Source organism: Pseudomonas sp. MPB03 (assembly GCF_046605385.1).
GTDB classification, from domain to species: domain Bacteria; phylum Pseudomonadota; class Gammaproteobacteria; order Pseudomonadales; family Pseudomonadaceae; genus Aquipseudomonas; species Aquipseudomonas zanjanensis.
Genome location: NZ_CP176770.1, coordinates 397,501 through 422,705 on the forward strand (window position 1 = coordinate 397,501; position 25,205 = coordinate 422,705).

Here is a 25,205-nt window from a genome sequence, read left to right on the forward strand (position 1 = left end):
CTTTAAAGAAAGCGTAATAGCTCACTAGTCGAGTCGGCCTGCGCGGAAGATGTAACGGGGCTCAAACCATACACCGAAGCTACGGGTATCACGTAAGTGATGCGGTAGAGGAGCGTTCTGTAAGCCTGTGAAGGTGAGTTGAGAAGCTTGCTGGAGGTATCAGAAGTGCGAATGCTGACATGAGTAACGACAATGGGTGTGAAAAACACCCACGCCGAAAGACCAAGGTTTCCTGCGCAACGTTAATCGACGCAGGGTTAGTCGGTCCCTAAGGCGAGGCTGAAAAGCGTAGTCGATGGAAAACAGGTTAATATTCCTGTACTTCTGGTTATTGCGATGGAGGGACGGAGAAGGCTAGGCCAGCTTGGCGTTGGTTGTCCAAGTTTAAGGTGGTAGGCTGGAATCTTAGGTAAATCCGGGATTCTAAGGCCGAGAGCTGATGACGAGTTACCCTTTGGGTGACGAAGTGGTTGATGCCATGCTTCCAAGAAAAGCTTCTAAGCTTCAGGTAACCAGGAACCGTACCCCAAACCGACACAGGTGGTTGGGTAGAGAATACCAAGGCGCTTGAGAGAACTCGGGTGAAGGAACTAGGCAAAATGGCACCGTAACTTCGGGAGAAGGTGCGCCGGTGAGGGTGAAGCACTTGCTGCGTAAGCCCACGCCGGTCGAAGATACCAGGCCGCTGCGACTGTTTATTAAAAACACAGCACTCTGCAAACACGAAAGTGGACGTATAGGGTGTGACGCCTGCCCGGTGCCGGAAGGTTAATTGATGGGGTTAGCTAACGCGAAGCTCTTGATCGAAGCCCCGGTAAACGGCGGCCGTAACTATAACGGTCCTAAGGTAGCGAAATTCCTTGTCGGGTAAGTTCCGACCTGCACGAATGGCGTAACGATGGCGGCGCTGTCTCCACCCGAGACTCAGTGAAATTGAAATCGCTGTGAAGATGCAGTGTATCCGCGGCTAGACGGAAAGACCCCGTGAACCTTTACTATAGCTTTGCACTGGACTTTGAATTTGCTTGTGTAGGATAGGTGGGAGGCTTTGAAGCGTGGACGCCAGTCTGCGTGGAGCCATCCTTGAAATACCACCCTGGCAACTTTGAGGTTCTAACTCAGGTCCGTTATCCGGATCGAGGACAGTGTATGGTGGGTAGTTTGACTGGGGCGGTCTCCTCCTAAAGAGTAACGGAGGAGTACGAAGGTGCGCTCAGACCGGTCGGAAATCGGTCGTAGAGTATAAAGGCAAAAGCGCGCTTGACTGCGAGACAGACACGTCGAGCAGGTACGAAAGTAGGTCTTAGTGATCCGGTGGTTCTGTATGGAAGGGCCATCGCTCAACGGATAAAAGGTACTCCGGGGATAACAGGCTGATACCGCCCAAGAGTTCATATCGACGGCGGTGTTTGGCACCTCGATGTCGGCTCATCACATCCTGGGGCTGAAGCCGGTCCCAAGGGTATGGCTGTTCGCCATTTAAAGTGGTACGCGAGCTGGGTTTAGAACGTCGTGAGACAGTTCGGTCCCTATCTGCCGTGGACGTTTGAGATTTGAGAGGGGCTGCTCCTAGTACGAGAGGACCGGAGTGGACGAACCTCTGGTGTTCCGGTTGTCACGCCAGTGGCATTGCCGGGTAGCTATGTTCGGGAAAGATAACCGCTGAAAGCATCTAAGCGGGAAACTTGCCTCAAGATGAGATCTCACTGGGACCTTGAGTCCCCTGAAGGGCCGTCGAAGACTACGACGTTGATAGGCAGGGTGTGTAAGCGCTGTGAGGCGTTGAGCTAACCTGTACTAATTGCCCGTGAGGCTTGACCATATAACACCCAAGCAATTTGCTGACTCGAAAGAGCACCAGATTGCGGTGTGTGAAGACGAAACGAACCGAAAGTTCGAATCTCACAAAACACCGAAAGCTGTCACATACCCAATTTGCTGAAGCGAGGCCACCAGGCCACGATTCGGTACCCGAATTTCTTGACGACCATAGAGCATTGGAACCACCTGATCCCATCCCGAACTCAGCAGTGAAACGATGCATCGCCGATGGTAGTGTGGGGTTTCCCCATGTGAGAGTAGGTCATCGTCAAGATTAAATTCCGAAACCCCTATCTGCTGATGCAGGTAGGGGTTTTGTTTTAGTAAAAGTCATCGATTTTACCGACACGTTGCTGTTGAACGGGTTGGACACCGAATTTCTTGACGACCATAGAGCATTGGAACCACCTGATCCCATCCCGAACTCAGCAGTGAAACGATGCATCGCCGATGGTAGTGTGGGGTTTCCCCATGTGAGAGTAGGTCATCGTCAAGATTGAATTCCCAGAACCCCTGTCTGCTGATGCAGACAGGGGTTTTGTCGTTTTTGGGCCGGTAATCGGATCGAGCCTCTGATGCCCCGGCAAACCCCCAATGCCGTTGCTATGCTGTTGTAGTCGGGCTTTGGTGACCCAAAAGCCCGCGACGGTCACTGGTCATGGGGATTCCAATAATGAAAAACCCTTATGCTCCCGGCTTTTGGTGTGCGACTGCGGCATTACTGCTGCTGTCAGCCACTTATTTCTATGGCGTCATGCTCACTCACCAGATCGACAAGGCGCTATTGTTCCTCGATAGCGCTGCGGCGTTGATTGGCGTGATATCCATTGTAATCGTGGCCTGGGCATCGCTTCAGGGCCAACGCATCAAGAAAAAACACCTCGAGCAAGGCAAGACCCTGGTGCTGATTTGGGACACCAAAGTGGCGCTGCGCCGTGTCGAAACGGTGTTTGACCGTTATTTCTGGGGCAGCTATTGGCAGCCAGGCCGCACCTTCCAGGAAGTCATGGGCGAACTCACCGGCACCCCGCTGGAGAAAAGCCTGGAGGCTCTGAAAACCCAATGCGCAGCCTTGGACAAGCAAGTCACCCAAGAAGGCTGGCACTGGCTCAACAACGCCCGTGAATTGTGTGACGTGGCGAACGCCATGGCCCGGGAGCGCTATCAACTGGACTTTTGCGATTCACGCGCAGAGTCATCGGGTGCGGCGGTGATCAATCGCGATTTTGAAGTGCTGGTGTACACCTGGACGGCCCGACTCAAGACTTTCGATCATCAGCTCGACGAGATCGAAGTCCAATATTCGTAGACCACCTCTCAAGAAAATGCTTTTACCCCTATAAACATTGGGCCCGCAAGGGTGCCTGATGGTAATCTCCCCTCCTCTTTACGGCGTCGAGCCACACCCTTCGCGGGTCAGGGAAGACGACGGCTTTCTTCAACCATGGATATCGATCGGGTTACTCATGAATAAATCAGCAAGCGTACTTCTGGGAATCGTTGTGGCTGTCGGAGCTATCAGCGCGGGTGGCGCCTGGTACACCGGAACCAAACTCGAAGGCGTGTTGAAAAATGCTATTGCCGATAGCAATAAGCAGATGCAAACAGCCTTGTCCGGATCCAACAGCACTGCCGCCCTGGAGCTGGTTTCCATGGACCGTGGCACATTCAGCAGCACCGCCCACTACCGCCTCAAAGGCGAAGGCGAGATATTCGGTGGTGAGTCGGTCGAGCTGCTCTTCGTCGACCGGATCGAGCACGGCCCACTGCCATTCTCGCGTTTGATTACGCTCAAGTGGTTGCCGGTCATGGCTACCAGTCATACCGCTCTCGAGCGCAATCCACTGACAGACAAGTGGTTCGCTGCCACCAAGGATCAGTCCCCGCTCAAAGGCGTGGTCAACCTGGGTTACGACGAGTCCATCAACGGCACCTACGAGCTGCTGCCATTGGAGACGAAGCTGGATGAGCAATCCCAGCTCACCTTCTCCGGCCTGAAGATCGACGTGGCCGCCAGCGCCCAGGGACAGAAAGTCAAGGCTGACGGCTACATGGACAGCTTCAAGTTGACCACCGTCGCCGAAGACCAGACACCTGTGCAGGTCGAGCTGAACGGCCTGACATTGGCCAGTAACCTGAGCAAAAGCACCTACGGTTACTACATGGGTGACAACACCCTGCTGATGAGCAGCACCAAGGCCACCTTTGGCGAGCCGAAGTCGGTGCTGGGCCTGAAGAACTTCGAAATGAAGAACAGCAGCAGCGAGAACGGCACCAGCGCTTCGGGGCGTGCCGATTACAAGATCGGTGAGTTGTCGTTCAACGACAAGACCATTGGTTCGGCGCAGATGGCGGTCAGCCTGAAGAACCTGGACATCCCGGCCACCATGTCGCTGATGCAGATTTACCAGACCAAGCTGCAACCCTACGAAAAAGCCGCTGCCGAGGCTGCTGCGGCCGGTGAGCCAGCACCAGAGTTGAGCCTGACCGAAGCCGAGGAAGCCCAGGTCAAGGCCGATCTGGAAAAACTCCTGGCCGGTGCTCCGCAAGTGGCCTTGGAAAACCTGTCGTTCAACACCGCCAACGGTGAAAGCCGTGCCAGCCTGATCGTTGATCTGGCCAAGCCACAGTCCATGGACTTGCCACCGGATGAATTGGGCCGTCAGCTGCTCGCCCTGCTGGATTTCAATCTCAAGGTTTCCAAGCCGATGCTGGTGGACCTGATGACCGTGCAGGCACAGATGGAAGGCCAGACGGATGCCAAGCTGATCGCCGATCAAGCCACCGCCACCAGCGACATGTTCAGTGCGATGGCAGTGGGTACTCAGCTGGCGACCCTTGAAGGCAACGATGTGGTCACCAAGCTGCACTATGCCAACAATCAGGTCGACTTCAACGGCCAGAAAATGACCGTTGAGCAATTCACGGCATTCGTGATGAGCAAGCTGGGTGGTGGCGTCGCCCTCCAGTAAGCATTCGAGCAATACCCCAAGCCCGGCCCGTGCATGACGCATGGGCCGGGTTTTTTATGGCCACCGATCAGCCCTGCGCCGAAATCTGTATCGATTCTGAAGAATTGTGGCGTTCCTGAATATGCCCCTTCCGAGAGTGCAAGACTAGGCCCATTAGAGCTTGGCTGGATTCCTTGATCCGGCTTCCTGTTTGATGGGCAAGGGGGCACTGCGACCCGGCTGGCCATGTAAGGATGCTGACGAATGCCGCGTACTGTGGGTCCTTTTATTCATCGTGGTTTGCGCCCGTTGTTTCGCGTCGCGCTGTGCAGCCAATTGTGCTGGCCGATGCTGGTGCTTGCCGATACCGCCTATGACCAAATGGTGCTCGATGCCCGGGCGGGCCATTACACGCCTGCGCTGAGCGCGCTGCGCCAGGTGCCGGCCGACCAGGCCAGCGCCGCGCAGATCAGTGACCACCTGCAAATCGCCAGTTGGGCCGGTCTCGACGCCGAGGTGGTGAAAGTCTATGAGGCCCAAGGCCGTTATCGAACGCTGCCCGTCCAGGCGTTGACTGCAACGGCGCGTGCCTATCGCAACCTCAAGCGCTGGGATTCGGCGGCCGAGCTGTACCGCCAGGCCTTGGTGATCGACCCTCAGAATCCTGATTTGCAACTCGGCTTGGCCTTGACCCAGGCCGATGCAGGCCGGCCCGACGAAGCTGTCACGCGCGCCAAGGCCTTGGTGGCTGCCAAGCCAACAGATCCGATGCGTCGGCTGGCCCTGGGTTATGCCTTGACCCGCGCCGACAGCCCCCACGAAGCGCTGTTTGAATACGACCAGGCCTTCACCCGCGCCGGCAACAGCCCAGAGGTGGCACGCGAATACATCTACGCCCTGCAACGCGCGCGGCTGCCGGAGCCGGCGCTGCGCCTGGCGCGTCTACAGCCGGGGTTGATCGACCGTGGCGTGCAGCGGCGCCTGGAGGGTGACGTCGCGGCCGAACGGGTGCGCCTGGCGGACATGGCCAGCCGCAGCGAACAGGAGCGCTTCGTCATTGCCGACCGCGCCCTGGCCGACTACGACAAGTTGCTCGCCACCTGGACTCCGGTAGCCGAAGCCAAAGACGACGTGCTCCGTTGGCGCATCGATCGCATGGGCGCTCTCAATGCCCGTGCCCGTCGTGCCGAAGTGATTACCGAATATCAAAAGTTGCTCGCCGAGGGTGTGAGCATTCCTACCTATGCCCTGCGCTGGGTGGCTTCTTCTTATCTGGAACAGCGAGAGCCGGAGATTGCCGTCGACCTGTACCGCCGGGTCCTGATCGCGCCGGATGCCGATCCTGCGGAGCGCTTTGAAGACAGCACCGCGCTCTACTACGCGTTGTTGGAAAGTGAAAAATCCGCAGAGGCCCGTGCCCTGGCCGAAGACATGGCGAAAGCCCAGCGTCCACGCGTCGAGCTCAAGGGGCTGCCGATCGGCAACCCCAACGATGAATGGATGGACGCCCAGCAACTCGCTGCCCAGGCCGGCACCTACGGCGCCGACCTGCCTTCCGCCGAAGCCCGCCTGGAAACCCTGGTCAGCCAAGGCCCCGGCAACACCGGGATGCGCCTGGCCCAGGCCGATCTGTACCAGGCCCGTGACTGGCCGCGCCGTTCGGAAAGCCTGCTCAAGGAAGTCGAGGCGACGATCCCGCGCAACCGTGATCTGGAAGTCGCCCAGGCGCGTGCCGCCATGGATTTGCAGGAATGGCGGCAGATGGATGCGCTGACCGACGACGTGGTCGCCCGCTACCCGGAAAATGCCCACGTCAAACGCCTGCAACGCCAGCGTGAGGTCCACGACATGGCCGAGCTGCGCATTGAGGCCTACACCGGCAAGAGCTATGGCGGTGGTAGCGGTGACGCCGGTGCAGTCACTGGCAGCCGGGACTTTGGCATCGAAACGCTGCTCTACAGCCCGCCCATCGATGAAGACTGGCGGTTGTTCGGCGGTGCCGGCTACGCCACCGGTGATTTCGAGGAAGGCACCGGCCATCACCGTTGGCAGCGCCTGGGTGTGGAACGTCGCACCCGCGACATGACGCTGGAGGCCGAGGTGTCCAATCACTCTTATGGTTCCGGTGACAAACAGGGCGCGCGCGTGGCGGTGGCTCGGGACATCGACGATCACTGGCAGTACGGCGGCAGTTTGGATTATCTCTCGGCCAATACCCCGCTGCGGGCCCTCAACAGCGGTATTCGCGCCAATGGCGGGAGCGGCTTCGTCCGGTGGCGTGCCCATGAAAGCCGTGAGTGGCGGCTGGCTGTCAACCCGTCCCATTTCAGCGACGGCAACAATCGCCTCGAAGCCATGCTGACGGGTCGCGAGGGCATCTACAGCGCGCCGCGCCTGCAGGTGGAACTGGGCCTGGAAGTGGGCGCCAGCCGCAACAGCGGCTCCAACGAAGTGCCTTATTTCAATCCGGAATCGGATTTCAGCGTCATGCCGACCGTGAGCGCCAACCACGTGTTGTACCGCCGCTACGAAACCACGTGGAGCCAGCAATTCCAGGCCGGCGCGGGTACCTACAGCCAGCGCGACTACGGCACGGGGGCCATGGGATTGCTCAGCTACGGTCAGCGTTTCATCTGGAACGACGTACTGGAAGCCGGTGCCGCGCTGAGCTGGCTCAACCGCCCCTACGACGGCGATCGTGAAAGCGATCTGCGCCTGCTTGTCGACCTCACCTATCGCTTCTAGAAGAGTTTGAAGATGCCTGTCATTTCGCGATTCATCCTTCTGCTGGGGGCCTTGCTGATCAGCGCTTGTGCCCAGCAAGCCCCGGCCTTCGCGCCACCTTCGCAGCGTCCGCTGGCGGCCAATGACGCCCCGTGGCCGAAGAACCACGTGCTTGGCATCGCGTACCACGATGTCGACGACCGAGACCCGGACCAGGCACTGGTGGCCGTGCGCACCGAACGCTTGATCGAACAGCTGGCGTGGCTGCGAGAAAACAACTACCAGCCGGTCACGGTGGACCAGATCATCACCGCCCGCAATGGCGGCCCGGAACTGCCACCGCGTGCGGTGCTGCTGAGTTTCGACGATGGCTATTCGAGCTTCTATACCCGTGTCATGCCTATCCTGCGTGCCTATAACTGGCCGGCGATTCTCGCCCCGGTCGGCAGTTGGGTGGATACGCCGCTGAACCAAACCGTGGATTTTGCGGGGGTGCCGCGCAAGCGTTCCGAGTTCCTGACCTGGGAGCAGATCCGCGAGGTGTCGAAATCGGGCCTGGTGGAAATCGCCGCCCACACCGACGCCAATCACAAGGGCATCCTCGCCAACCCGCAAGGTAACCAGCAACCCGCCGCGACCACCCGGCGCTACGACCCCGCCACCGGTCGTTATGAGACCGAGGCCGATTTCCAGGCCCGCCTGCGCAAGGACGTGGCGGCCATATCCGAGAAGATCCGCAAGGTCGCCGGCTACCGCCCGCGCGTCTGGGTCTGGCCTTACGGTGAAGCTGACGGCACGGCATTGCAGGTGATTGGCAGCGAGGGTTATCAAATGGCCCTGACCTTGGAGGACGGCCTCGACAGCCTGGATAACCTGATGAGCGGCCCACGCTTCCTGGTGGCGTCCGATCCCGATGGCGCTCATTTCGCCGAAAGCATCGTGTCCGTGCAGACGATGGATCCGATGCGCGTTGTGCATGTCGATCTGGATTACGTCTATGACGCGGACCCGGTGCAGCAGGAAGCCAACGTCGGCAAGCTGGTCCAGCGCATTTCCGACCTGGGCGCCAATACCGTATTTCTCCAAGCCTTCGCCGATCCGAAAGGCGACGGCCTCGTGCATTCGTTGTACTTCCCCAACCGTCACCTGCCGGTACGCGCTGACCTGTTTGACCGGGTTGCCTGGCAGTTGCGTACCCGGGCCAATGCCAAGGTCTATGCCTGGATGCCGGTGCTCAGTTTCGCCCTGGACGCGAAACTGCCACGGGTCCAGCGCTGGGACCCGGAAACCGGCAAGATCGGCGTCGCCCCGGACCAATACGTGCGCCTGTCGCCATTTGACCCGAAGGTGCGCCAAGTCATCGGCGAAATCTACCAGGACCTGGCGCGGATGAGCTCGTTGGATGGCGTTTTGTACCATGACGACGCGGTGTTCTCCGATTTCGAGGATGCCAGCCCCGAAGCCCTGAAAGTCTATGCCGCCCACGGCTTGCCGACGTCCATCGCCGCCCTGCGGGACGATCCTGCGGCGATGCAGCGCTGGACCCGCTTCAAGAGCCGCTACCTGATCGACTTCACCCATGAGCTGACCGCCAAGGTGCGGGCGATTCGCGGCCCGCAGATCCTGACGGCGCGCAACATCTTTGCCGAACCGATGCTCAACCCGGAAAGCGAAGCCTGGTTCGCCCAGAACCTCGACGACTTCCTCGGCGCCTACGACTGGACGGCACCGATGGCCATGCCGCTGATGGAAAAGCAGGCCCCCGAACAATCCGGCCCCTGGCTCGAGCGCCTGGTGGACACCGTCAAGGCTCGCCCCGGCGCGCTCAAGCGCACGGTGTTCGAATTGCAGGCTCGTGACTGGCACAGCAAGCCGGCCGGCGACATCGACGGCAAACAACTGGCCGACTGGATGGGACGTCTCAAGCGCAAAGGCGTGACCAGTTTCGGCTACTACCCGGACAACTTCATCGAAGACCAGCCTGCCGTGAAAACCGTGCGGCCGGCGCTCTCCAACAAGTGGAATCCTTGACATGCTCGACAGACTGCTCGCCCTGCTGGTGCTGGCGATCGTCCTTGGGGTGCCCCTGGGCCTGATCTTCCTGGTCACCGGGCAATTCCTGATGGACTTCGTGTTCTTTTACCCGCTGTTCATGTCCGGGCTGTGGATCGCCGGCGGCCTGTATTTCTGGCTGCACTGGGAGCGTCACTGGCCGTGGAAGGACGACACCTTGCCACCGGCCCTGGCAGGCGAGCCGCTGATCAGCATCCTGATCCCGTGCTTCAACGAAGGCGACAACGTCGCCGACACCATTCACGCGGCGCTGGGCCAGCATTATCCGAACATCGAAGTCATCGCCATCAACGACGGCTCCAAAGACAACACCGCCCAGATGCTCGATCAACTGGCGGCCGAAGACCCGCGCCTGCGCGTCCTGCACCTGGCGGAAAACCAGGGCAAGGCCGTGGCGCTGCGCATGGGTGCCATCGCGGCGCGCAGCGAATACCTGGTGTGCATCGACGGTGATGCGCTGCTGGCGCCGAACACCTGTGCCTACCTGGTGGCGCCGATGCTGGACAACGCCCGCCTCGGCGCGGTGACGGGCAACCCGCGCATCCGCACCCGTTCAACGTTGATCGGTCGGGTCCAGGTCGGTGAGTTTTCCTCGATCATCGGCCTGATCAAGCGCACCCAGCGGGTCTTCGGGCGAATCTTCACCGTGTCCGGCGTGATTGTCGCGTTCCGTCGCACGGCCCTGCACCGGGTGGGCTACTGGAGCCCGGACATGATCACCGAAGACATCGACATCAGTTGGAAGCTGCAGCTGGATCACTGGAGCATCTTCTACGAGCCCCGTGCGCTGTGCTGGATTCTCATGCCTGAAACCCTGCGCGGCCTGTGGCGGCAACGGCTGCGCTGGGCCCAGGGCGGCGCCGAGGTGCTGTTCAAGAACATCCGTGGCATCTGGCAATACCGCCACCGCTACCTGTGGCCGTTGCTGTTCGAATACTGCCTGTCCACCGGTTGGGCGTTCACCTTCCTGCTGTCGGTGATCTTCTGGGGCGCCGGTAAATTCGTCGAGATGCCAGCCGCCATTGCCGTGGATCACCTGATGCCGCCGGCCTTCACCGGCCTGTTGCTGGCGGTGGTGTGCCTGTTGCAATTCGCGGTGAGCATCCTGATCGACCGGCGCTACGAAAAAGGCCTGTGGCACATCATGTTCTGGGTGGTCTGGTACCCGTTGGTGTTCTGGCTGATCAGCCTGTTCACCACCCTGGTGAGCTTTCCTAAAGTGCTGTTCGGGCAGCATCAGAAGCGTGCGCGCTGGATCAGTCCGGATCGCGGCATCAAACCGTTCGACGATCAGGAAGAGGACGTGATCCGATGAAAATTATCAGGACCCGGCAGCGGCCTTTTCTGGTGGTCATCGATGCGCTTTTCACCGTGCTGGCGTGGGTGGGGCTCTTGTATTTGCTGGTCAATGGGCTATGGCCGCTGCTCGACAGCCAGGCAGGCCCGCGCTTGGGCGGGGCGCTGTTCGACACCCTGGCGACTTTGCAGGTCTATGGTTGGATTGCATTGGTCAACGCGGTGCTGCTGATTGCCTGGGCCCGTTATCAACAGCGCAAAAGCCGCAGCTTCGCCCAGCGTCGACTTCCGGCGCCGGTGGTAGACGACCAAGGCTTGAGCGCCAGTTTCAAGTTGACCGACGAGCGTCTGGACACCTTGCGCCAGCCCGGCTCGAAGATCATCCACAACAACCAGGAAGGCGACATCAGCCACGTCGTGCCGCATTTCCACCTACTCAGTCCGGAGTTGCAACCTCCGCCCCTGGCGCCGTTGGAGCGGCCACGGGTGATTCACTTGCCGGCTGATCAGTCCGTGCATTGATGCAAGCTGTGCCGACGCTTTCGTCGGATCGCCGCCCGGAGCAAGCGCGCTCCCACAGGGAATTTGGGGCTAGGACGAAAAATCCCGGATCAGCCGCCACGCCTCGTCCACCGGCAACGGTTGTTTCATGCGCTGGGCCAGCGCCGCCATCGCCCGGCCTTCATCGCAGGCCACGGCGGCGGCGACTAGGCCGTTCTTGCCCAGCAAGGCGATAAAGGGCGGATGCTCGGGCGTACCCTTGAACTCGACCTCATCCCAATGCTCGGCGTGGCCGAGGTAGTCGTAGCGTTTGCCAAAGTGATACGTCCAGAAAAACGGCACGTCCAGATAGTGCTCGTCGCCGCCGAGCATGTTCGCGGCGGCGATGCGCGCCTGTTGCTGGGCCAGGCGCCAATGTTCGATGCGCACAGGCGCGCCGTTCAGGGGGAAGGTCGCGATATCACCCACGGCCCATACGCCATCCGCCACACGCATGCCCGCGTCAACCGACAGCGACTCGTCCTGTTCCCGCGGCAGCTGTGCAAACGGCTCGGTGGCCGGGCGCACGCCGACGCCGATGATCACCAGGTCCACGGCAAAACGCTGGCCGTTATCCAGCACCACGGCTTCAACCTTGTGCGAGCCCTCGATCCGCGCCGCTTCGCCGTCGGTGTGGTACACCACGCCGTTGGCCCGGTGCCGGGCAAGGATGGCCTGGCCGACGCTCTCCCCCAACTGCGCGGCGAACGGCACCGGGTGCCGGGCCAGGACAGTGATGCTCAGCTCGCGCTTGCGCAGGGACGAAGCGACTTCCAGGGCAATGAAACTGTCGCCGATGACCACCGCCCGTTGCCCTGGCCGGACCGCGTCGAGAATCTGGCGGGCGTGGGCGATCGAACGCAGCACGAAGACTTGCGGCAAATCGATGCCAGGCAGCGCTAGCGTCTTCGGCTCCCCGCCCGTGGCAATGAGCGCGGCGTCGTAGTCCAGGCGCCGGCCATCGGCGAGATGGATTTGCCGGGCACCAGGGTCCAAATGGGTGGCCTCGCCATGGAGCCTTTCGATGCGTTGCTGGGTGAAGTAAGTTTCATCGCGCAGCGGCGCCGTCTCGTTGACCGCCATGTCGCCGGCCAACACGTATTTGCTCAGCACCGTGCGGTCGTAGCCGGCTTCGGCTTCGCGGTCGATCATCAGGATGCGTCCGCCAAAGCCCTTCTCCCGCAACGCCGCCGCGCAAGCCGTGCCGCCCGCACCGGCACCGATAATGACAAACGTGCGCGCATCATCGGCCGGCGGGACTTTATCGGCCGGCAGTGGTTGGTCATCGACCCAGACGTCACCGTCCCGCACCTCGACGTGATAGCGCGTCAGGCTGTCGAGGGCCGGCGGCTCGCACAGGGCGCCGTCTTCAGCCCGGAACGCCGCCTTGTGCCATGGGCATATCAGCCGTCCATGGCACACCGCGCCCTTGGCCAGGGGGGCGCCGGCATGGGGACATTTGCCTTGGAAGGCGCGCACCTGGTCGCCTGCACGCAGCAGCAGGATAGGGGTGTCGTTGATCTTGACTTCGAGGCCGCGGTCTTCGCGAACGTCGGCGAAACGGGCGACTTGATGCAGAGACATGATCGTTCTCCGGCTGGCGTTTCCCGTTGGAGTCCCAGGGCCGGAACGAGGTTCAGCGCAATTGTCACTGCACCCTTGGCGAAGCTGCGGCTATAGTTCGCAAGCCGTCCATGGCCTGACACGCACAAGGTGCCCCGGTATGACCCGATTGAAGATTCTCACCCCTTGGCTGGCGGCCGTCGCCCTGGTGCTGTGCGCACAAGGGGCTGCCCAGGCCGAGGAGCGTTTTACCCTCAGTATTCCCGGCGTGTCGGACGACCGTCTCTTCACTGCCGCGCAGGCCAGTGACGCCAACACCTGCGGTGGCAAGAACATTTCCCCGGCGCTGAGCTGGAACGCCGGCCCGCCAGGCACCCTCAGCTACGCCATCGTCATGTTGGACCCGGACGGCCAACGGGGCCAGGGTGTCGACCACTGGATCCACTACGGCATCAAGGCCTCCACGCGGCAGATTCCGACGGGCGCCGGAACCAAGTCCTCGTTGGAAGGCCTGAGCGGTATCAACAGCAAGAACACCCACGGCTACATCGGCCCATGCCCGCCTATCGGCGACAGCGCTCACCATTACCTGATCCAGCTCTTCGCCCTCGACCTGCCGCCGGAAGCCTTGCCCGCCGGCCTCACACGGGCCCAACTGATGGAAAAAATCAAAGGCCACGTCCTGCGCAACAGCAGCGTCGTGCGCCGCTACCACCGCTAGACAACGCAACCCCCCGTGGCGAGGGAGCTTGCTCCCGCTGGGCTGCAAAGCAGCCCCCATGACGCTGGCCCAGACACAACATTGGCATCACGCGCCAAAAACGAGCACTATCGAGCCCCTGTTCACTCATGCCGGAGGATGGCGATGACGCAGAAACCCGACGGCATCGCCCGCCTCTTGAACTGCCCCACCAAGGGCGACGAAATACGCCGGGCCATCGCCCAGAGCCGTAAGGATTTCCTGCCTGTCGACGAGGCCGATGACGCCGAGCCAGGCCAGCCACCAGTTGAACCGGTGGACAATGATCGCGACGACTGAGCCGTCGCCTCTTTCAACTGACTTGTTCAAATCTGCCTATGACTGCCGCCACTGTTCTAACCGGTGATCGATTCAGCCGCTCCGACTACAAGACCCTGGGCCTGGCCGCCTTGGGCGGCGCGCTGGAAATCTACGATTTCATCATCTTCGTCTTCTTCGCCCTGACCCTTAGCCAGTTGTTCTTCCCGCCGGAAACGCCCGATTGGCTGCGCTTGCTGCAAAGCTTCGGGATTTTCGCCACCGGTTACCTGGCCCGGCCCCTGGGCGGCATTCTCATGGCGCACTTTGCCGATCGCCTGGGGCGCAAGCGCGTGTTCAGCCTGAGCATCCTGATGATGGCCTTGCCGTGCCTGCTCATCGGGGTGATGCCGACCTACGCGCAAATCGGTTATTTCGCTCCGTTGCTGTTGCTGGCGCTGCGTATCTTGCAGGGCGCGGCGGTGGGCGGCGAGGTGCCCAGCGCCTGGGTGTTCGTGGCCGAACATGCGCCGTTGCATCATCGCGGCTATGCCCTGGGTTTCCTCCAGGCCGGCCTGACCTTCGGCTACCTGCTGGGCGCCTTGACCGCAACGGCGCTGGCGCGGATCTACACCCCGGCGGAGATTTTCGATTACGCCTGGCGCCTGCCGTTCCTGCTGGGGGGCGTCTTCGGTGTGATCGGCGTCTGGTTGCGCCGTTGGTTGAGCGAAACGCCGATCTTCGTGGCCCTGCAAGCCAATCGCGAAGGCGCTGCGGAACTGCCGTTGCGCACGGTCCTGCGCGACCACCGCCAGGCCTTGCTGCCCGCCGCCATCCTGACCTGCGTGCTGACCTCGGCCGTGGTGGTGTTCGTGGTCATCACCCCGACCGTGATGCAAAAAAGCTTCGGCATGACCCCCAGCCACACCTTCGCCCTGAGCAGCCTGGGCATCGTCTTCCTGAACATCGGCTGCGTCCTCGCCGGCCTGATCGTCGACCGCATCGGCGCCTGGCGCACCGTCATGCTCTACAGCCTGCTGCTGCCCCTGGGCATCGCCGTGCTCTATGCCAGCCTGATCAGCGGCAGCGCCTGGCTGGGCCTGGCCTACGCCGTGGCCGGCCTGGGTTGTGGCGTGGTCGGCGCGGTGCCGTCGGTGATGGTCAGCCTGTTTCCGCCGAAAATTCGCGTGTCCGGCATCTCGCTCACCTACAACATCGCCTATGCCCTGTGGGCGAGCATGACCCCGTTGATGTTGATCGCCTTGGTGCCGTGGAGCCCGTGGGTGTGCGTGGGGTATTGCGTGGTGATGGGCGCGGTGGGCGTGGCTGCGGCGGCGTATTTTCCGAAGCGGCAGGGGAAGGCAGCGCAGCAGTCATTGGCGTGTGAAGCCTAATCGGGATTTTCAACCGGACCGCACTCTGCAAGACCAGACAGCTTGAATCGTTGCCGACGGTACGTATCTGGCCAGTGTCGATTTCAATTATCAGGTCAAGGTGAAGAAGGCCGATGTCGAGGTGTTGCACTTTGCCCAGGCCCGCCAGGGGCTGATGCCGGGAGGGGCGGTCGGCCAACTTGAGGCCATGAGAGGCATAGCGGGCGCCCTGACGAACAGAGGCAACTCCGATGTCGAAGACTATTACACCGGTCATTTGAGCGGATTCATCGACGACGACCTGCGGGGCATTCCGTCCCGCTAGCAATGCCTGCGTAGCGCGCCGGCGATTGCTCCGATCGGCACCGGGCTGGCCACGTTCAAGGTGGTCAGCCCCGTCTTTGCAGCGCTGGAGAAAAATATTTCTTGGTCGTTAACCCGAACCGCGTGTGCCCTGCGTCTGACGCTGTGAACGGATCATTCATTCACGAGGTTCAGCCCATGTCCCGTCCACTTCTTTTTATGCGTCCTGCTGCCCAAGGCTTCGCCGTGACTTTGCTGGTGGCGTTGGCCGGTTGTGGGTTGTCTTCCTCCCGGGAGACGGCCATTCCATCCGAACCGGTGTCCGTGGCGCCCAGCGTCGTACCGCAAGGCGAGATCGCCGAAGTGCGTCAGTCGACGGTCAAGCGCATGCTCATGAAACCGGCAGCGATGCCCGCCCCCAGCGTGGCGGGCGACGCCATCGCTGCGGGTTATCGCGCCGAGCCGCGTGAACAGTACGAAAAGCTCCCGGACAACCCGATCCACAGCGTGGCCGAAACGCCGGTCTCGACCTTCAGCGTGGATGTCGATACCGGCAGCTATGCCAATGTGCGACGTCTGCTCAACCAAGGCAGCCTGCCACCCGAAGGTGCGGTGCGGCTGGAGGAAATGGTCAATTATTTTCCGTATAGCTACGCCCTGCCCACCGACGGTTCACCCTTTGGCGTGACCACCGAAGTGGCCCCGTCACCGTGGAACCCCCACACCCGCTTGCTGCGCATCGGCATCAAGGCCAGCGACCGCGCCGTGGCGGACCTGGCGCCGGCCAACCTGGTCTTCCTGGTGGACGTTTCCGGCTCCATGGACCGTCGCGAAGGCCTGCCGCTGGTCAAGAGCACGCTGAAACTGTTGGTGGACCAATTGCGTGACCAGGACCGGGTGTCCCTGGTGGTTTATGCCGGTGAATCCCGGGTGGTGCTCAAGCCCACCTCGGGTCGCGACAAGGCGACAATCCGCAACGCCATTGATCAACTCGACGCCGGTGGTTCCACGGCGGGCGCTTCGGGTATCGAGCTGGCCTATCAGATGGCGCGGGAGAGCTTCATCGACAAAGGCATCAACCGCATCCTGCTGGCCACCGATGGCGACTTCAACGTCGGGGTCAGTGATTTCGACAGCCTCAAGCAGATGGCGGTGGACCAGCGCAAAAGCGGGGTCTCCCTGACGACGCTGGGCTTCGGTGTGGATAACTACAACGAACACCTGATGGAACAATTGGCCGACGCCGGTGACGGCAACTACGCCTACATCGACAACCTGCTCGAAGCGCGCAAGGTCCTGGTGGACCAACTCAGTTCCACCCTGGCGGTGGTGGCGCGGGACGTGAAGTTGCAGGTGGAATTCAACCCCGCCCAGGTCAGCGAATATCGCCTGTTGGGCTATGAGAATCGCGCATTGAAGCGTGAGGACTTCAACAATGACAAGGTCGACGCGGGCGAGATCGGCGCCGGGCATACAGTGACGGCCTTGTATGAAATCGTTCCGAAGGGCGCGCCGGGCTGGTTGGAGCCGTTGCGCTATGGCAGTACCCCTAAGTCGGAGGGCACCTCGGGTGAATTGGCCATGTTGCGCGTACGCTACAAGCCGGCCGAGGGCGGCAGCAGCCGATTGATCGAGCATCCCATCGCCAGCGTACAGAACGACCGCAAGCCCAGCGATGACCTGCGCTTCTCCGCCGCCGTGGCCGCCTTTGCCCAACAGCTCAAGGGGGATGGGCGCTACACTGGGACGATGACCTTGAAGGACACCGCGCAATTGGCGCGCTCGGCCCGTGGTGACGATCCGTTCGGGCTGCGTGGCGAGTTTGTACAGTTGGTGGAGCTGGCCCAGAGCCTTGAGCCTGCGGCCAAGCGCTGATCCCGAGCGCAACGAGAGCCAAAATGTGGGAGCGAGCTTGCTCGCGATAGCGGCGGACCGATCACCATTATCATTGACTGATCCGACGCCATCGCGAGCAAGCTCGCTCCCACAGGGTTCCCATGTTGTCTGCCAGGACTGTGTTGCAATGACCGCAAAGGAGTTCGCCCCCCACATGCCCGCTGCGCTTGATCCTCCCAGCGACGAATCGCTGCTGGCCCGCTACCGCAGCGGCGACGGGGCTTCTTTCGAAGTCCTGTACGCCCGCCATCGACAAGGGCTTTATCGCTTTCTCGTGTCCTTGAGCAACAAGGCCGAACTGGCCGAGGAAGTGTTCCAGGACACTTGGCTCAGCCTGATCCGCAGCACCACCCAACCACAAGGCCGGGCGAGTTTTCGGACCTGGTTGTTCCAGATCGCCCGCAACCGCTTGATCGACCACTGGCGCAAGCATGGCGTTCACAACCCGTTGCACGACAGCTACGACGAGCAACTGCACGTCCAGCCCGACGACACCTGCGGCCCCGAGCAACAGCTGAGCCTGAGTCGCGACCAGGCGCGTCTCGACGCCGCGTTGCAGGCCTTGCCCGAAGACCAGCGCGAAGTCTTCCTGCTGCGCCTGCACGGCGACCTGGAGCTGCCACAGATTGCCGCCCTGACCGGTGCCCCGCTGGAAACGGTCAAGAGCCGCTTGCGTTACGCCCAGCAGAAACTGCAGCGACTGCTGGCCGAGGAGGTACCCGCATGATCGACCCCAAACACACCCCGGACCTCGACGACGAAAGGCTTGTCGAGCATTTCCGCCAACACGCCAGCGGCGAGCCGCCGGCCTCCCTGGACGCCTTCATCCTCGCCACCGCCCGTCGCGAAGCCCCCGCGCCTGCGCCCACCCTGTGGCAACGCTGGCTGCAGATGTGCCAACAGCCGCGCTGGCAGATGGCATTCGCCACGGTCGCCGGTGTGGCACTGATGATCGGCCTGGTGCTGCGTTCACCCGTGCCCCACGACGAGCTGGCCTCACCTGCCTCGATGGAGTTTTCCGCCGATTGGCAAGCGCCCGCCGTTGCCGCGGCACCGCCGCCGGCCATGCCCGCCCCCGCACCGATCACCCGCATGGCGCCCCAGGGCGAACTGGCCCGAGCCCCGGCCAGCCCGATGCAGTCCTTGGCGGAAAAGCCAGCGGCGAAAATGAGCAAATCCGCGCCGGCTGCATTGCCGTCGCTGGAGCAAGGCTTGCTGGAAATCCTGCGTTTGCGGCAGGCGGGGGATACCAAGGCTGCAGATGAAAAACTGCTGGCGCTGCACAAACGTTTTCCCAAGGAAGACTTGCCGGCGCGGTTGGAGGCGTTGCGCAAGCCTTGAAGTTGGCAACGTCCGTGGCGAGGGAGCTTGCTCCCGCTGGGCTGCGCTGCAGGAGCTGCCGAAGGCTCGGGCCGCGTTCGGACGATCTTTTGATCTTTCGCTTGAGATTCAAGCGCCAGGGGAAAGATCGCAGCCTCGCTTCGCTCGGCAGCTCCTACAGGCCGAGCGGGAGCAAGCTCCCTCGCCACAAGGCAGCAAAAACAAGAAAACCCGCACAGGGCGGGTTTTTTGGAGAGACTCGTAGACTGTCCGGGACAGGTCTAGCTTTTTCGATATGGTGCACCAGGCGGGATTCGAACCCACGACCCCTGCCTTCGGAGGGCAGTACTCTATCCAGCTGAGCTACTGGTGCAGCGCGGGCGCCATGATACTCATATGCGTGGCAGGCGTCCATGCTGCTGAATCGCCTGCGTTTTTGGGCAGTTCGCCGGGTGTTGGCTACGCTGATCAGAAAAAGCGGGCAAATTCGGCTTTTTCGTTCTTTTTTTCGAACAGCCTATTGTCCTTCACCCCTATCGGCCCTAGGATTCGTTTGAGATTTCAAACGCTCTTGTCTGGGTGCTGAACCGCACGTCTGTGCTTATGTGCGTTATTTCTGTGCTTCAGCCCGGTGAATGATTTCCCTGACGGCAGCCCCCGAGGCGCCTTTCTACAACTCTAATTCGCTCCGCGTGCGCGCGGTGCTGTTAAGGAAAGCCGACATGCAGCTTAAAGACACCCAGTTGTTCCGCCAGCAAGCCTTTATCGATGGCGCTTGGGTCGATGCGGACAATGGTCAGACGATCAAGGTCACCAACCCGGCGACGGGCGAAGTACTGGGCACAGTGCCGAAGATGGGCGCCGCCGAAACCCGTCGCGCGATCGAAGCCGCCGACAAGGCGCTGCCGGCCTGGCGTGCGCTGACTGCCAAGGAGCGCGCCAACAAGCTGCGCCGCTGGTATGAATTGCTGATTGAAAACCAGGACGACCTTGGTCGCCTGATGACCCTCGAACAAGGCAAGCCGCTGGCCGAAGCCAAGGGCGAAATCGTCTATGCCGCCTCGTTCATCGAATGGTTCGCCGAAGAAGCCAAGCGCATCTACGGTGACGTGATTCCCGGCCACCAGCCCGACAAGCGCCTGATCGTGATCAAGCAGCCAATCGGCGTGACCGCAGCCATTACCCCGTGGAACTTCCCGGCCGCGATGATCACCCGCAAGGCTGGCCCGGCCCTGGCTGCCGGTTGCACCATGGTCATCAAGCCGGCTTCGCAAACGCCGTTCTCGGCCCTGGCCCTGGTGGAACTGGCGCACCGTGCCGGCATCCCGCAAGGCGTGCTGAGCGTGGTCACCGGCAGCGCCGGCGACATCGGCGGCGAGCTGACCAGCAACCCGATCGTGCGCAAGCTGTCCTTCACCGGTTCGACCGAGATCGGTCGCCAACTGATGGCCGAATGTGCCAAGGACATCAAGAAAGTCTCCCTGGAACTGGGCGGCAACGCGCCGTTCATCGTGTTCGACGACGCGGACCTGGATAAGGCCGTCGAAGGCGCGATCATTTCCAAGTACCGCAACAACGGCCAGACCTGCGTCTGCGCCAACCGCCTGTACATCCAGGATTCGGTGTACGACGCGTTCGCTGAAAAACTCAAGGTGGCGGTGGCCAAGCTCAAGATCGGCAACGGCCTGGACGATGGCACCACCACCGGTCCGTTGATCGACGGCAAGGCAGTCGCCAAGGTGCAGGAACACATCGCCGATGCCGTCAGCAAAGGCGCGACCGTGCTGTCGGGCGGCAAGGCGATGGAAGGCAACTTCTTCGAGCCGACCATCCTGACCAACGTACCGAAAAATGCCGCCGTGGCGAAGGAAGAAACCTTCGGCCCGCTGGCGCCGCTGTTCCGCTTCAAAGACGAAGCCGAAGTGATCGCGATGTCCAACGACACCGAGTTCGGCCTGGCCTCGTACTTCTATGCCCGCGACCTGGGCCGTGTGTTCCGTGTGGCCGAGGCCCTGGAATATGGCATGGTCGGCGTCAATACCGGGTTGATTTCCAACGAAGTCGCGCCGTTTGGCGGCATCAAGGCTTCGGGCCTGGGCCGTGAGGGTTCCAAATACGGCATCGAGGATTACCTGGAAATCAAATACCTCTGCCTGGGTATCTGATCTGCTTCAAGCGCAAGGGGCACGAGAGCGCTGTCCCTTTGCGCGTTTCACCCGTTCTGTTTCTTGTGGCCGGAACGCTGCGGCAGTCGATCATCGCATGCTGTCGCAGTTGCCTCCCCGCCATGTTATTCCTTGATCCACGCCGCCCTGAGCTGCGAATGAGGACTGTAATGAGCAAGACTAACGCTGACTTGATGGCCCGCCGTATCGCCGCTGTTCCCCGTGGCGTCGGCCAGATTCACCCGATCTTTGCCGAATCGGCGAAGAACGCCACGGTGACCGACGTTGAAGGTCGTGAGTTCATCGACTTCGCCGGCGGTATCGCCGTGCTGAACACCGGCCACGTGCACCCGAAAATCATCGCCGCCGTGACCGCACAGCTGAACAAGCTGACCCACACCTGCTTCCAGGTCCTGGCCTATGAGCCGTACGTGGAACTGTGCGAAAAAATCAACGCCAAGGTCCCGGGTGATTTCGCCAAGAAAACCCTGTTGGTGACCACCGGTTCGGAAGCGGTGGAAAACGCCGTGAAAATCGCCCGTGCCGCCACCGGCCGCGCCGGCGTGATCGCGTTCACCGGCGCTTACCACGGTCGCACCATGATGACCCTGGGCCTGACCGGTAAAGTCGTGCCGTACTCGGCCGGCATGGGCCTGATGCCCGGTGGCATCTTCCGCGCCCTGTACCCGAACGAACTGCACGGTGTGAGCATCGATGATTCCATCGCCAGCATCGAGCGCATCTTCAAGAACGACGCCGAGCCCCGTGACATCGCCGCCATCATCATCGAGCCGGTCCAGGGCGAGGGTGGTTTCTATGTGGCGCCAAAAGCATTCATGCAGCGCCTGCGCGCCTTGTGCGACCAGCACGGCATCCTGCTCATCGCTGACGAAGTGCAGACCGGTGCCGGCCGTACCGGCACGTTCTTCGCGATGGAACAGATGGGCGTTGCCGCCGACCTGACCACCTTCGCCAAATCCATCGCCGGTGGCTTCCCGTTGGCCGGTGTGTGCGGCAAGGCCGAGTACATGGACGCCATCGCACCGGGTGGCCTGGGCGGCACCTATGCCGGTAGCCCGATCGCCTGTGCGGCGGCGCTGGCGGTAATGGACGTGTTCGAAGAAGAACACCTGCTGGATCGTTGCAAGGCCGTGGGGGAGCGCCTGGTGACTGGTCTCAAGGCGATCCAGAAGAAGTACCCGGTCATCGGTGAAGTGCGTGCCCTGGGCGCGATGATCGCCGTGGAACTGTTCGAAAACGGCGACACCCACAAGCCGAACGCCGCGGCGGTGGCCCAGGTGGTGGCCAAGGCGCGGGACAAGGGCCTGATCCTGCTGTCCTGCGGCACTTATGGCAACGTGCTGCGGGTGCTGGTGCCGCTGACCTCGCCGGACGAGCAACTGGACAAGGGCCTGGCGATTATCGAAGAGTGCTTCTCCGAACTCTGAGCCTGTGCGCTGCCCCACAAAAAACCCGCTTCGGCGGGTTTTTTCATATCCGGCATCCGCTCCCTGGCGTTTCGAGCTGTCTGGAACGGCGGTTATTGTCTAAGGTGCATGTATTGCAAGGGAGCGATGCGGCATGACTGCTGTGGATTTACCCGCTGTACCGCGTGTGCTGATCGCCGAGGCCGATCCGGCGTCCAGGGAGCTGCTTGAACAGGTGTTGTCAGGTGTGCGCTGTGATGCCCGGATAGACACGTGCGGCGAAGGGCGGCAGGCCCTTGAGCTGTTGGCTCATCATCCTTACGACCTGGTGATCGCCGACTGGGAGCTGCCAGGTGTCGATGGCCTGAGCATTCTGCGTGGCTTGCGCCAACAGCATCGTACGCCGGCGTTGCCGTTCATCCTTGTGAGCCAGCGTAACGACAGCGCCAGCGTGCGCGAGGTCTTGCCACTGGCGCCGACGGCCTATCTGACCAAGCCCTTGAACCGGGAGAACCTGGCCCAGCGTTTGCTGGGGTTGCTTCTGAGTGGTGAAGACACTTCCAACGCCGCGCCGATTCCAGGGCCGGGACTGACTTTGCCCATCTTTCTGGAGCGTCGGCGTGACCTGTCCGAAGGCGCGCCCCTGATGACCGATGTGCAAGTGGCGATCAAGCGCAGCCTCAACCCCGGCGGCCTGGATCTGAAACTGCTCGAAGAAGAACTGCGCACCGACCCGCAGATCACCGCGGTGCTGATCGCCGCGGCCAACAGCGCTGCCCAGCATCAGGGCGGCGGTCCGGTGCAGACCGTGGCCCAGGCGCTGCACCAGCTCGGCACCGGGCAAAGCATGAACCTGATCCTCGGCCTGACCCTCAAGCGTTGCGCCCGGCTCAGCGTTCCGTGCCTGGCGGACTATGCCGAGCGTTACTGGGAGCTGTCGCTGCACACCGCCGAGTACGCCCGGACGATGGCCCGCTTGCTGGACCTGGAGCAGGAGCGCTGTTACTGCGCCGGGTTATTGCATCGCCTGGGCGACCTGGCGTTATTGCGCTGCCTGGAGGAATGGAAACAGGCCGGTGGCGAGCTGGATGAGCCGGAGGAAGTCGGCGACTCGCTGGAAAAATTCGGCGCCAGTTTCGGCTCGGCATTGCGTGCCCGCTGGCGTTTGCCGTTGGAGCTCAGAGAGCTGATCGCGGCGGTCTATGGCCTGGGTGGCGGGGTCTATTCCCGTGAAGCCTTGGTGATGAACATGGCGGCGCAGATGGCGCATCTGCCCGCCCATGAAGGCCTTGAAGAACTGGCCCGTGGCCGCACGGCGCGGTTGCTGAAGATCGGCTTGCCGGAATTGATGCGGTTGCGCCGTAAATAGCCCACCACCTAACCCTGTGGGAGCGAGCTTGCTCGCGATGGCGCCAGTCCAGACAACCCAGAACCCGTGGCGAGGGAGCTTGCTCCCGCTGGCCTGCGCAGCAGGCCCCCAGCATGCTGACAGGCAGAGCGCGTTGTTTGATTTTACGACTGCTGCGCAGCCGAGCGGGAGCAAGCTCCCTCGCCACAGGGGCTTGGCGATGGTCGGAATTTGGCATCCATCCCGAAACCACTGTGGGAGCGAGCTTGCTCGCGATGGCAGCCTACTGCCGCCCCGTCATTGAATGTCAGACCCTCATCGCGAGCAAGCTCGCTCCCACAGGGTCTGTGGCATGGCTGGATTCAATTGAGCTGCGATTGGCGTCAAGCCGCGATGATGCGGTTCTTCCCCTTGCGCTTGGCTTCGTACATGGCCGCGTCGGCGCGGGCGAACAGGCTGTCGAGGGACTGGTCCTCGGGAGTAATGGCGGTGAGCCCCTGGCTGACGGTAATGCCGAAGGTCTGCTCGCCGCAGCGGAACATCAGCCGCTGGATTTCCCGTTGCAAGCGCTCGGCTACTTGCAAGGCCATGTCGGGGGGGCAGCCGGGGAACACTGCCGCGAACTCTTCGCCACCAATCCGCCCGAACAGGTCACCGCGCCGCAGCACGGATCGGCCGCTTTCGGCGATCTTCTGCAACACGGTATCGCCTTCCTGATGGCCGTAGGTGTCGTTGATTACCTTGAAGTCATCGATGTCCAGCAACAGGAACGCCATGGGCGTCCCTTGTAGCCGCGCCTGCTCGAATTCACGGTGGGCGCATTCGAAGAAATGCCGGCGATTGCTGCTCTGGGTCAGCACATCGGTGGTCGCCAGTCGCTGCAGTTCACTTTCCAGCAGCTTCTTTTCAGTGATGTCCTCGGCGATGCCGACCACGATCACGGGTTGCCCGGGCTCGGCCTGACGGTTGATGAAGCACTTGTCGCTCAGCCAGCGGACCTGGCCGTCGCCGGCGATGATGCGGTATTCACGGTCTTCGACGGCGCCCTTGACCAGCACCTCGGCCAGGCTGCGTTCGGCGTACTCCAGGTCGTCGGGGTAAATTGCGTCGCGCCATTCGTTGTAGTCCGCCAGGACCAGGCCGGCGGGACGGCCGAAGATGCGCTCATAGGCGGGGCTGACATACAGCACTTGCCGGGTTTCCCAGTTGAACGCCCAAAGCACGGCATTGACGCTGACCAGCAGCGAGCTGAACAGTTGCTCGCGCTCGCTCAGTCGCGCCACTTCACCCTGGGCATGCATCAGCGCCATGAGCGTCTGGGCCGCCTCGGGCCAATGAGGTAGGGAGTAATCCTGCAGGTTCTTGTCGACCATCGGCACAAATCTCAAAGAGCGTGCACTGCTGTGGG

The 25,205-nt window shown here is 61.7% G+C and carries 17 protein-coding genes, 1 tRNA gene, 3 rRNA genes and 1 pseudogene (1 of these 22 running past the window's edge); 19 read left to right on the top strand and 3 right to left on the bottom strand.

The window, feature by feature from the left end; all coding sequences use genetic code 11:
* From ACLH0I_RS01730 to pgaD, 9 genes are all read left to right on the top strand, one after another.
* Nucleotides 1-1,822: ribosomal RNA gene (locus tag ACLH0I_RS01730) — 23S ribosomal RNA — on the top strand (it extends 1,070 nt beyond the left edge of the window).
* Nucleotides 1,823-1,979: 157 nt separating this feature from the next.
* Nucleotides 1,980-2,095 (top strand): 5S ribosomal RNA (gene rrf / locus ACLH0I_RS01735).
* Nucleotides 2,096-2,201: 106 nt separating this feature from the next.
* Nucleotides 2,202-2,317 (top strand): 5S ribosomal RNA (gene rrf / locus ACLH0I_RS01740).
* A gap of 177 nt (nt 2,318-2,494) precedes the next feature.
* Entirely contained in the window at nt 2,495-3,130 is a 636-nt protein-coding gene (locus ACLH0I_RS01745) for an NADH:ubiquinone oxidoreductase subunit N (protein WP_411386122.1), read from the top strand.
* A gap of 157 nt (nt 3,131-3,287) precedes the next feature.
* Nucleotides 3,288-4,793: a YdgA family protein gene (locus ACLH0I_RS01750; protein WP_250965505.1), complete on the top strand. Its 1,506-nt coding sequence runs from the start codon at nt 3,288-3,290 to the stop codon at nt 4,791-4,793.
* 243 nt (nt 4,794-5,036) lie between these two features.
* On the top strand, nt 5,037-7,517 hold the full coding sequence (pgaA, locus tag ACLH0I_RS01755; protein WP_411386123.1) for a poly-beta-1,6 N-acetyl-D-glucosamine export porin PgaA: 2,481 nt from the start codon (nt 5,037-5,039) through the stop codon (nt 7,515-7,517).
* A gap of 12 nt (nt 7,518-7,529) precedes the next feature.
* Nucleotides 7,530-9,527, top strand: coding sequence for a poly-beta-1,6-N-acetyl-D-glucosamine N-deacetylase PgaB (gene pgaB, locus ACLH0I_RS01760; RefSeq protein ID WP_411386124.1), 1,998 nt, complete (start codon nt 7,530-7,532; stop codon nt 9,525-9,527).
* Nucleotide 9,528: 1 nt separating this feature from the next.
* On the top strand, nt 9,529-10,884 hold the full coding sequence (gene pgaC, locus ACLH0I_RS01765; protein ID WP_411386125.1) for a poly-beta-1,6-N-acetyl-D-glucosamine synthase: 1,356 nt from the start codon (nt 9,529-9,531) through the stop codon (nt 10,882-10,884).
* Nucleotides 10,881-11,387: a poly-beta-1,6-N-acetyl-D-glucosamine biosynthesis protein PgaD gene (gene pgaD, locus ACLH0I_RS01770; RefSeq protein ID WP_411386126.1), complete on the top strand. Its 507-nt coding sequence runs from the start codon at nt 10,881-10,883 to the stop codon at nt 11,385-11,387. The genes pgaC and pgaD overlap by 4 nt, the downstream gene beginning before the upstream one ends.
* Nucleotides 11,388-11,456: 69 nt before the next feature.
* On the opposite strand, the gene ACLH0I_RS01775 is transcribed toward pgaD, so the two are convergent.
* Entirely contained in the window at nt 11,457-12,989 is a 1,533-nt protein-coding gene (locus tag ACLH0I_RS01775; RefSeq protein WP_411386127.1) for an FAD-dependent oxidoreductase, read from the bottom strand.
* 139 nt (nt 12,990-13,128) lie between these two features.
* Between ACLH0I_RS01775 and ACLH0I_RS01780 the strand changes: the two genes are divergently transcribed.
* The 7 genes and pseudogenes from ACLH0I_RS01780 (at nt 13,129) to ACLH0I_RS01810 (ending at nt 18,878) form a co-directional block, all read left to right on the top strand.
* On the top strand, nt 13,129-13,689 hold the full coding sequence (locus ACLH0I_RS01780; RefSeq protein ID WP_250965500.1) for a YbhB/YbcL family Raf kinase inhibitor-like protein: 561 nt from the start codon (nt 13,129-13,131) through the stop codon (nt 13,687-13,689).
* A gap of 144 nt (nt 13,690-13,833) precedes the next feature.
* Nucleotides 13,834-14,007 (top strand): hypothetical protein, encoded by a 174-nt coding sequence (locus ACLH0I_RS01785; protein ID WP_250965499.1) that lies wholly within the window; start codon nt 13,834-13,836, stop codon nt 14,005-14,007.
* A gap of 38 nt (nt 14,008-14,045) precedes the next feature.
* A complete protein-coding gene (locus ACLH0I_RS01790; RefSeq protein WP_411386128.1) occupies nt 14,046-15,359 on the top strand; it encodes an MFS transporter in 1,314 nt (437 codons plus the stop codon).
* A gap of 46 nt (nt 15,360-15,405) precedes the next feature.
* Nucleotides 15,406-15,663, top strand: a pseudogene (locus ACLH0I_RS01795) (hypothetical protein); the annotation flags it as partial.
* 176 nt (nt 15,664-15,839) lie between these two features.
* Complete coding sequence (locus ACLH0I_RS01800) at nt 15,840-17,516, top strand: vWA domain-containing protein (RefSeq protein WP_411386129.1); 1,677 nt, start codon at nt 15,840-15,842, stop codon at nt 17,514-17,516.
* A gap of 175 nt (nt 17,517-17,691) precedes the next feature.
* Complete coding sequence (locus ACLH0I_RS01805; RefSeq protein WP_250965495.1) at nt 17,692-18,264, top strand: RNA polymerase sigma factor; 573 nt, start codon at nt 17,692-17,694, stop codon at nt 18,262-18,264.
* Nucleotides 18,261-18,878, top strand: coding sequence for a hypothetical protein (locus ACLH0I_RS01810; protein WP_411386130.1), 618 nt, complete (start codon nt 18,261-18,263; stop codon nt 18,876-18,878). Before ACLH0I_RS01805 ends, ACLH0I_RS01810 begins: the two co-directional genes overlap by 4 nt.
* Nucleotides 18,879-19,153: 275 nt before the next feature.
* Here ACLH0I_RS01810 and ACLH0I_RS01815 read toward each other — a convergent pair.
* Nucleotides 19,154-19,230 (bottom strand) — tRNA-Arg (locus tag ACLH0I_RS01815).
* Between the two features lie 349 nt (nt 19,231-19,579).
* On the opposite strand from ACLH0I_RS01815, the gene gabD reads away from it, so the two are divergent.
* From gabD to ACLH0I_RS01830, 3 genes are all read left to right on the top strand, one after another.
* The gene (gene gabD, locus ACLH0I_RS01820) at nt 19,580-21,022 is read left to right on the top strand and encodes an NADP-dependent succinate-semialdehyde dehydrogenase (protein WP_003196484.1); all 1,443 of its coding nucleotides are present in this window, start codon (nt 19,580-19,582) and stop codon (nt 21,020-21,022) included.
* Between the two features lie 170 nt (nt 21,023-21,192).
* A complete protein-coding gene (gene gabT, locus ACLH0I_RS01825) occupies nt 21,193-22,470 on the top strand; it encodes a 4-aminobutyrate--2-oxoglutarate transaminase (RefSeq protein ID WP_411386131.1) in 1,278 nt (425 codons plus the stop codon).
* A 133-nt stretch (nt 22,471-22,603) separates the two neighbouring features.
* Nucleotides 22,604-23,818 (top strand): HDOD domain-containing protein, encoded by a 1,215-nt coding sequence (locus ACLH0I_RS01830; RefSeq protein ID WP_411386132.1) that lies wholly within the window; start codon nt 22,604-22,606, stop codon nt 23,816-23,818.
* Nucleotides 23,819-24,180: 362 nt separating this feature from the next.
* Here the strand turns inward: ACLH0I_RS01830 and ACLH0I_RS01835 are convergent, their stop codons facing one another.
* The gene (locus ACLH0I_RS01835; RefSeq protein ID WP_250965990.1) at nt 24,181-25,170 is read right to left on the bottom strand and encodes a GGDEF domain-containing protein; all 990 of its coding nucleotides are present in this window, start codon (nt 25,168-25,170) and stop codon (nt 24,181-24,183) included.
* Nucleotides 25,171-25,205: the final 35 nt, after the last annotated feature.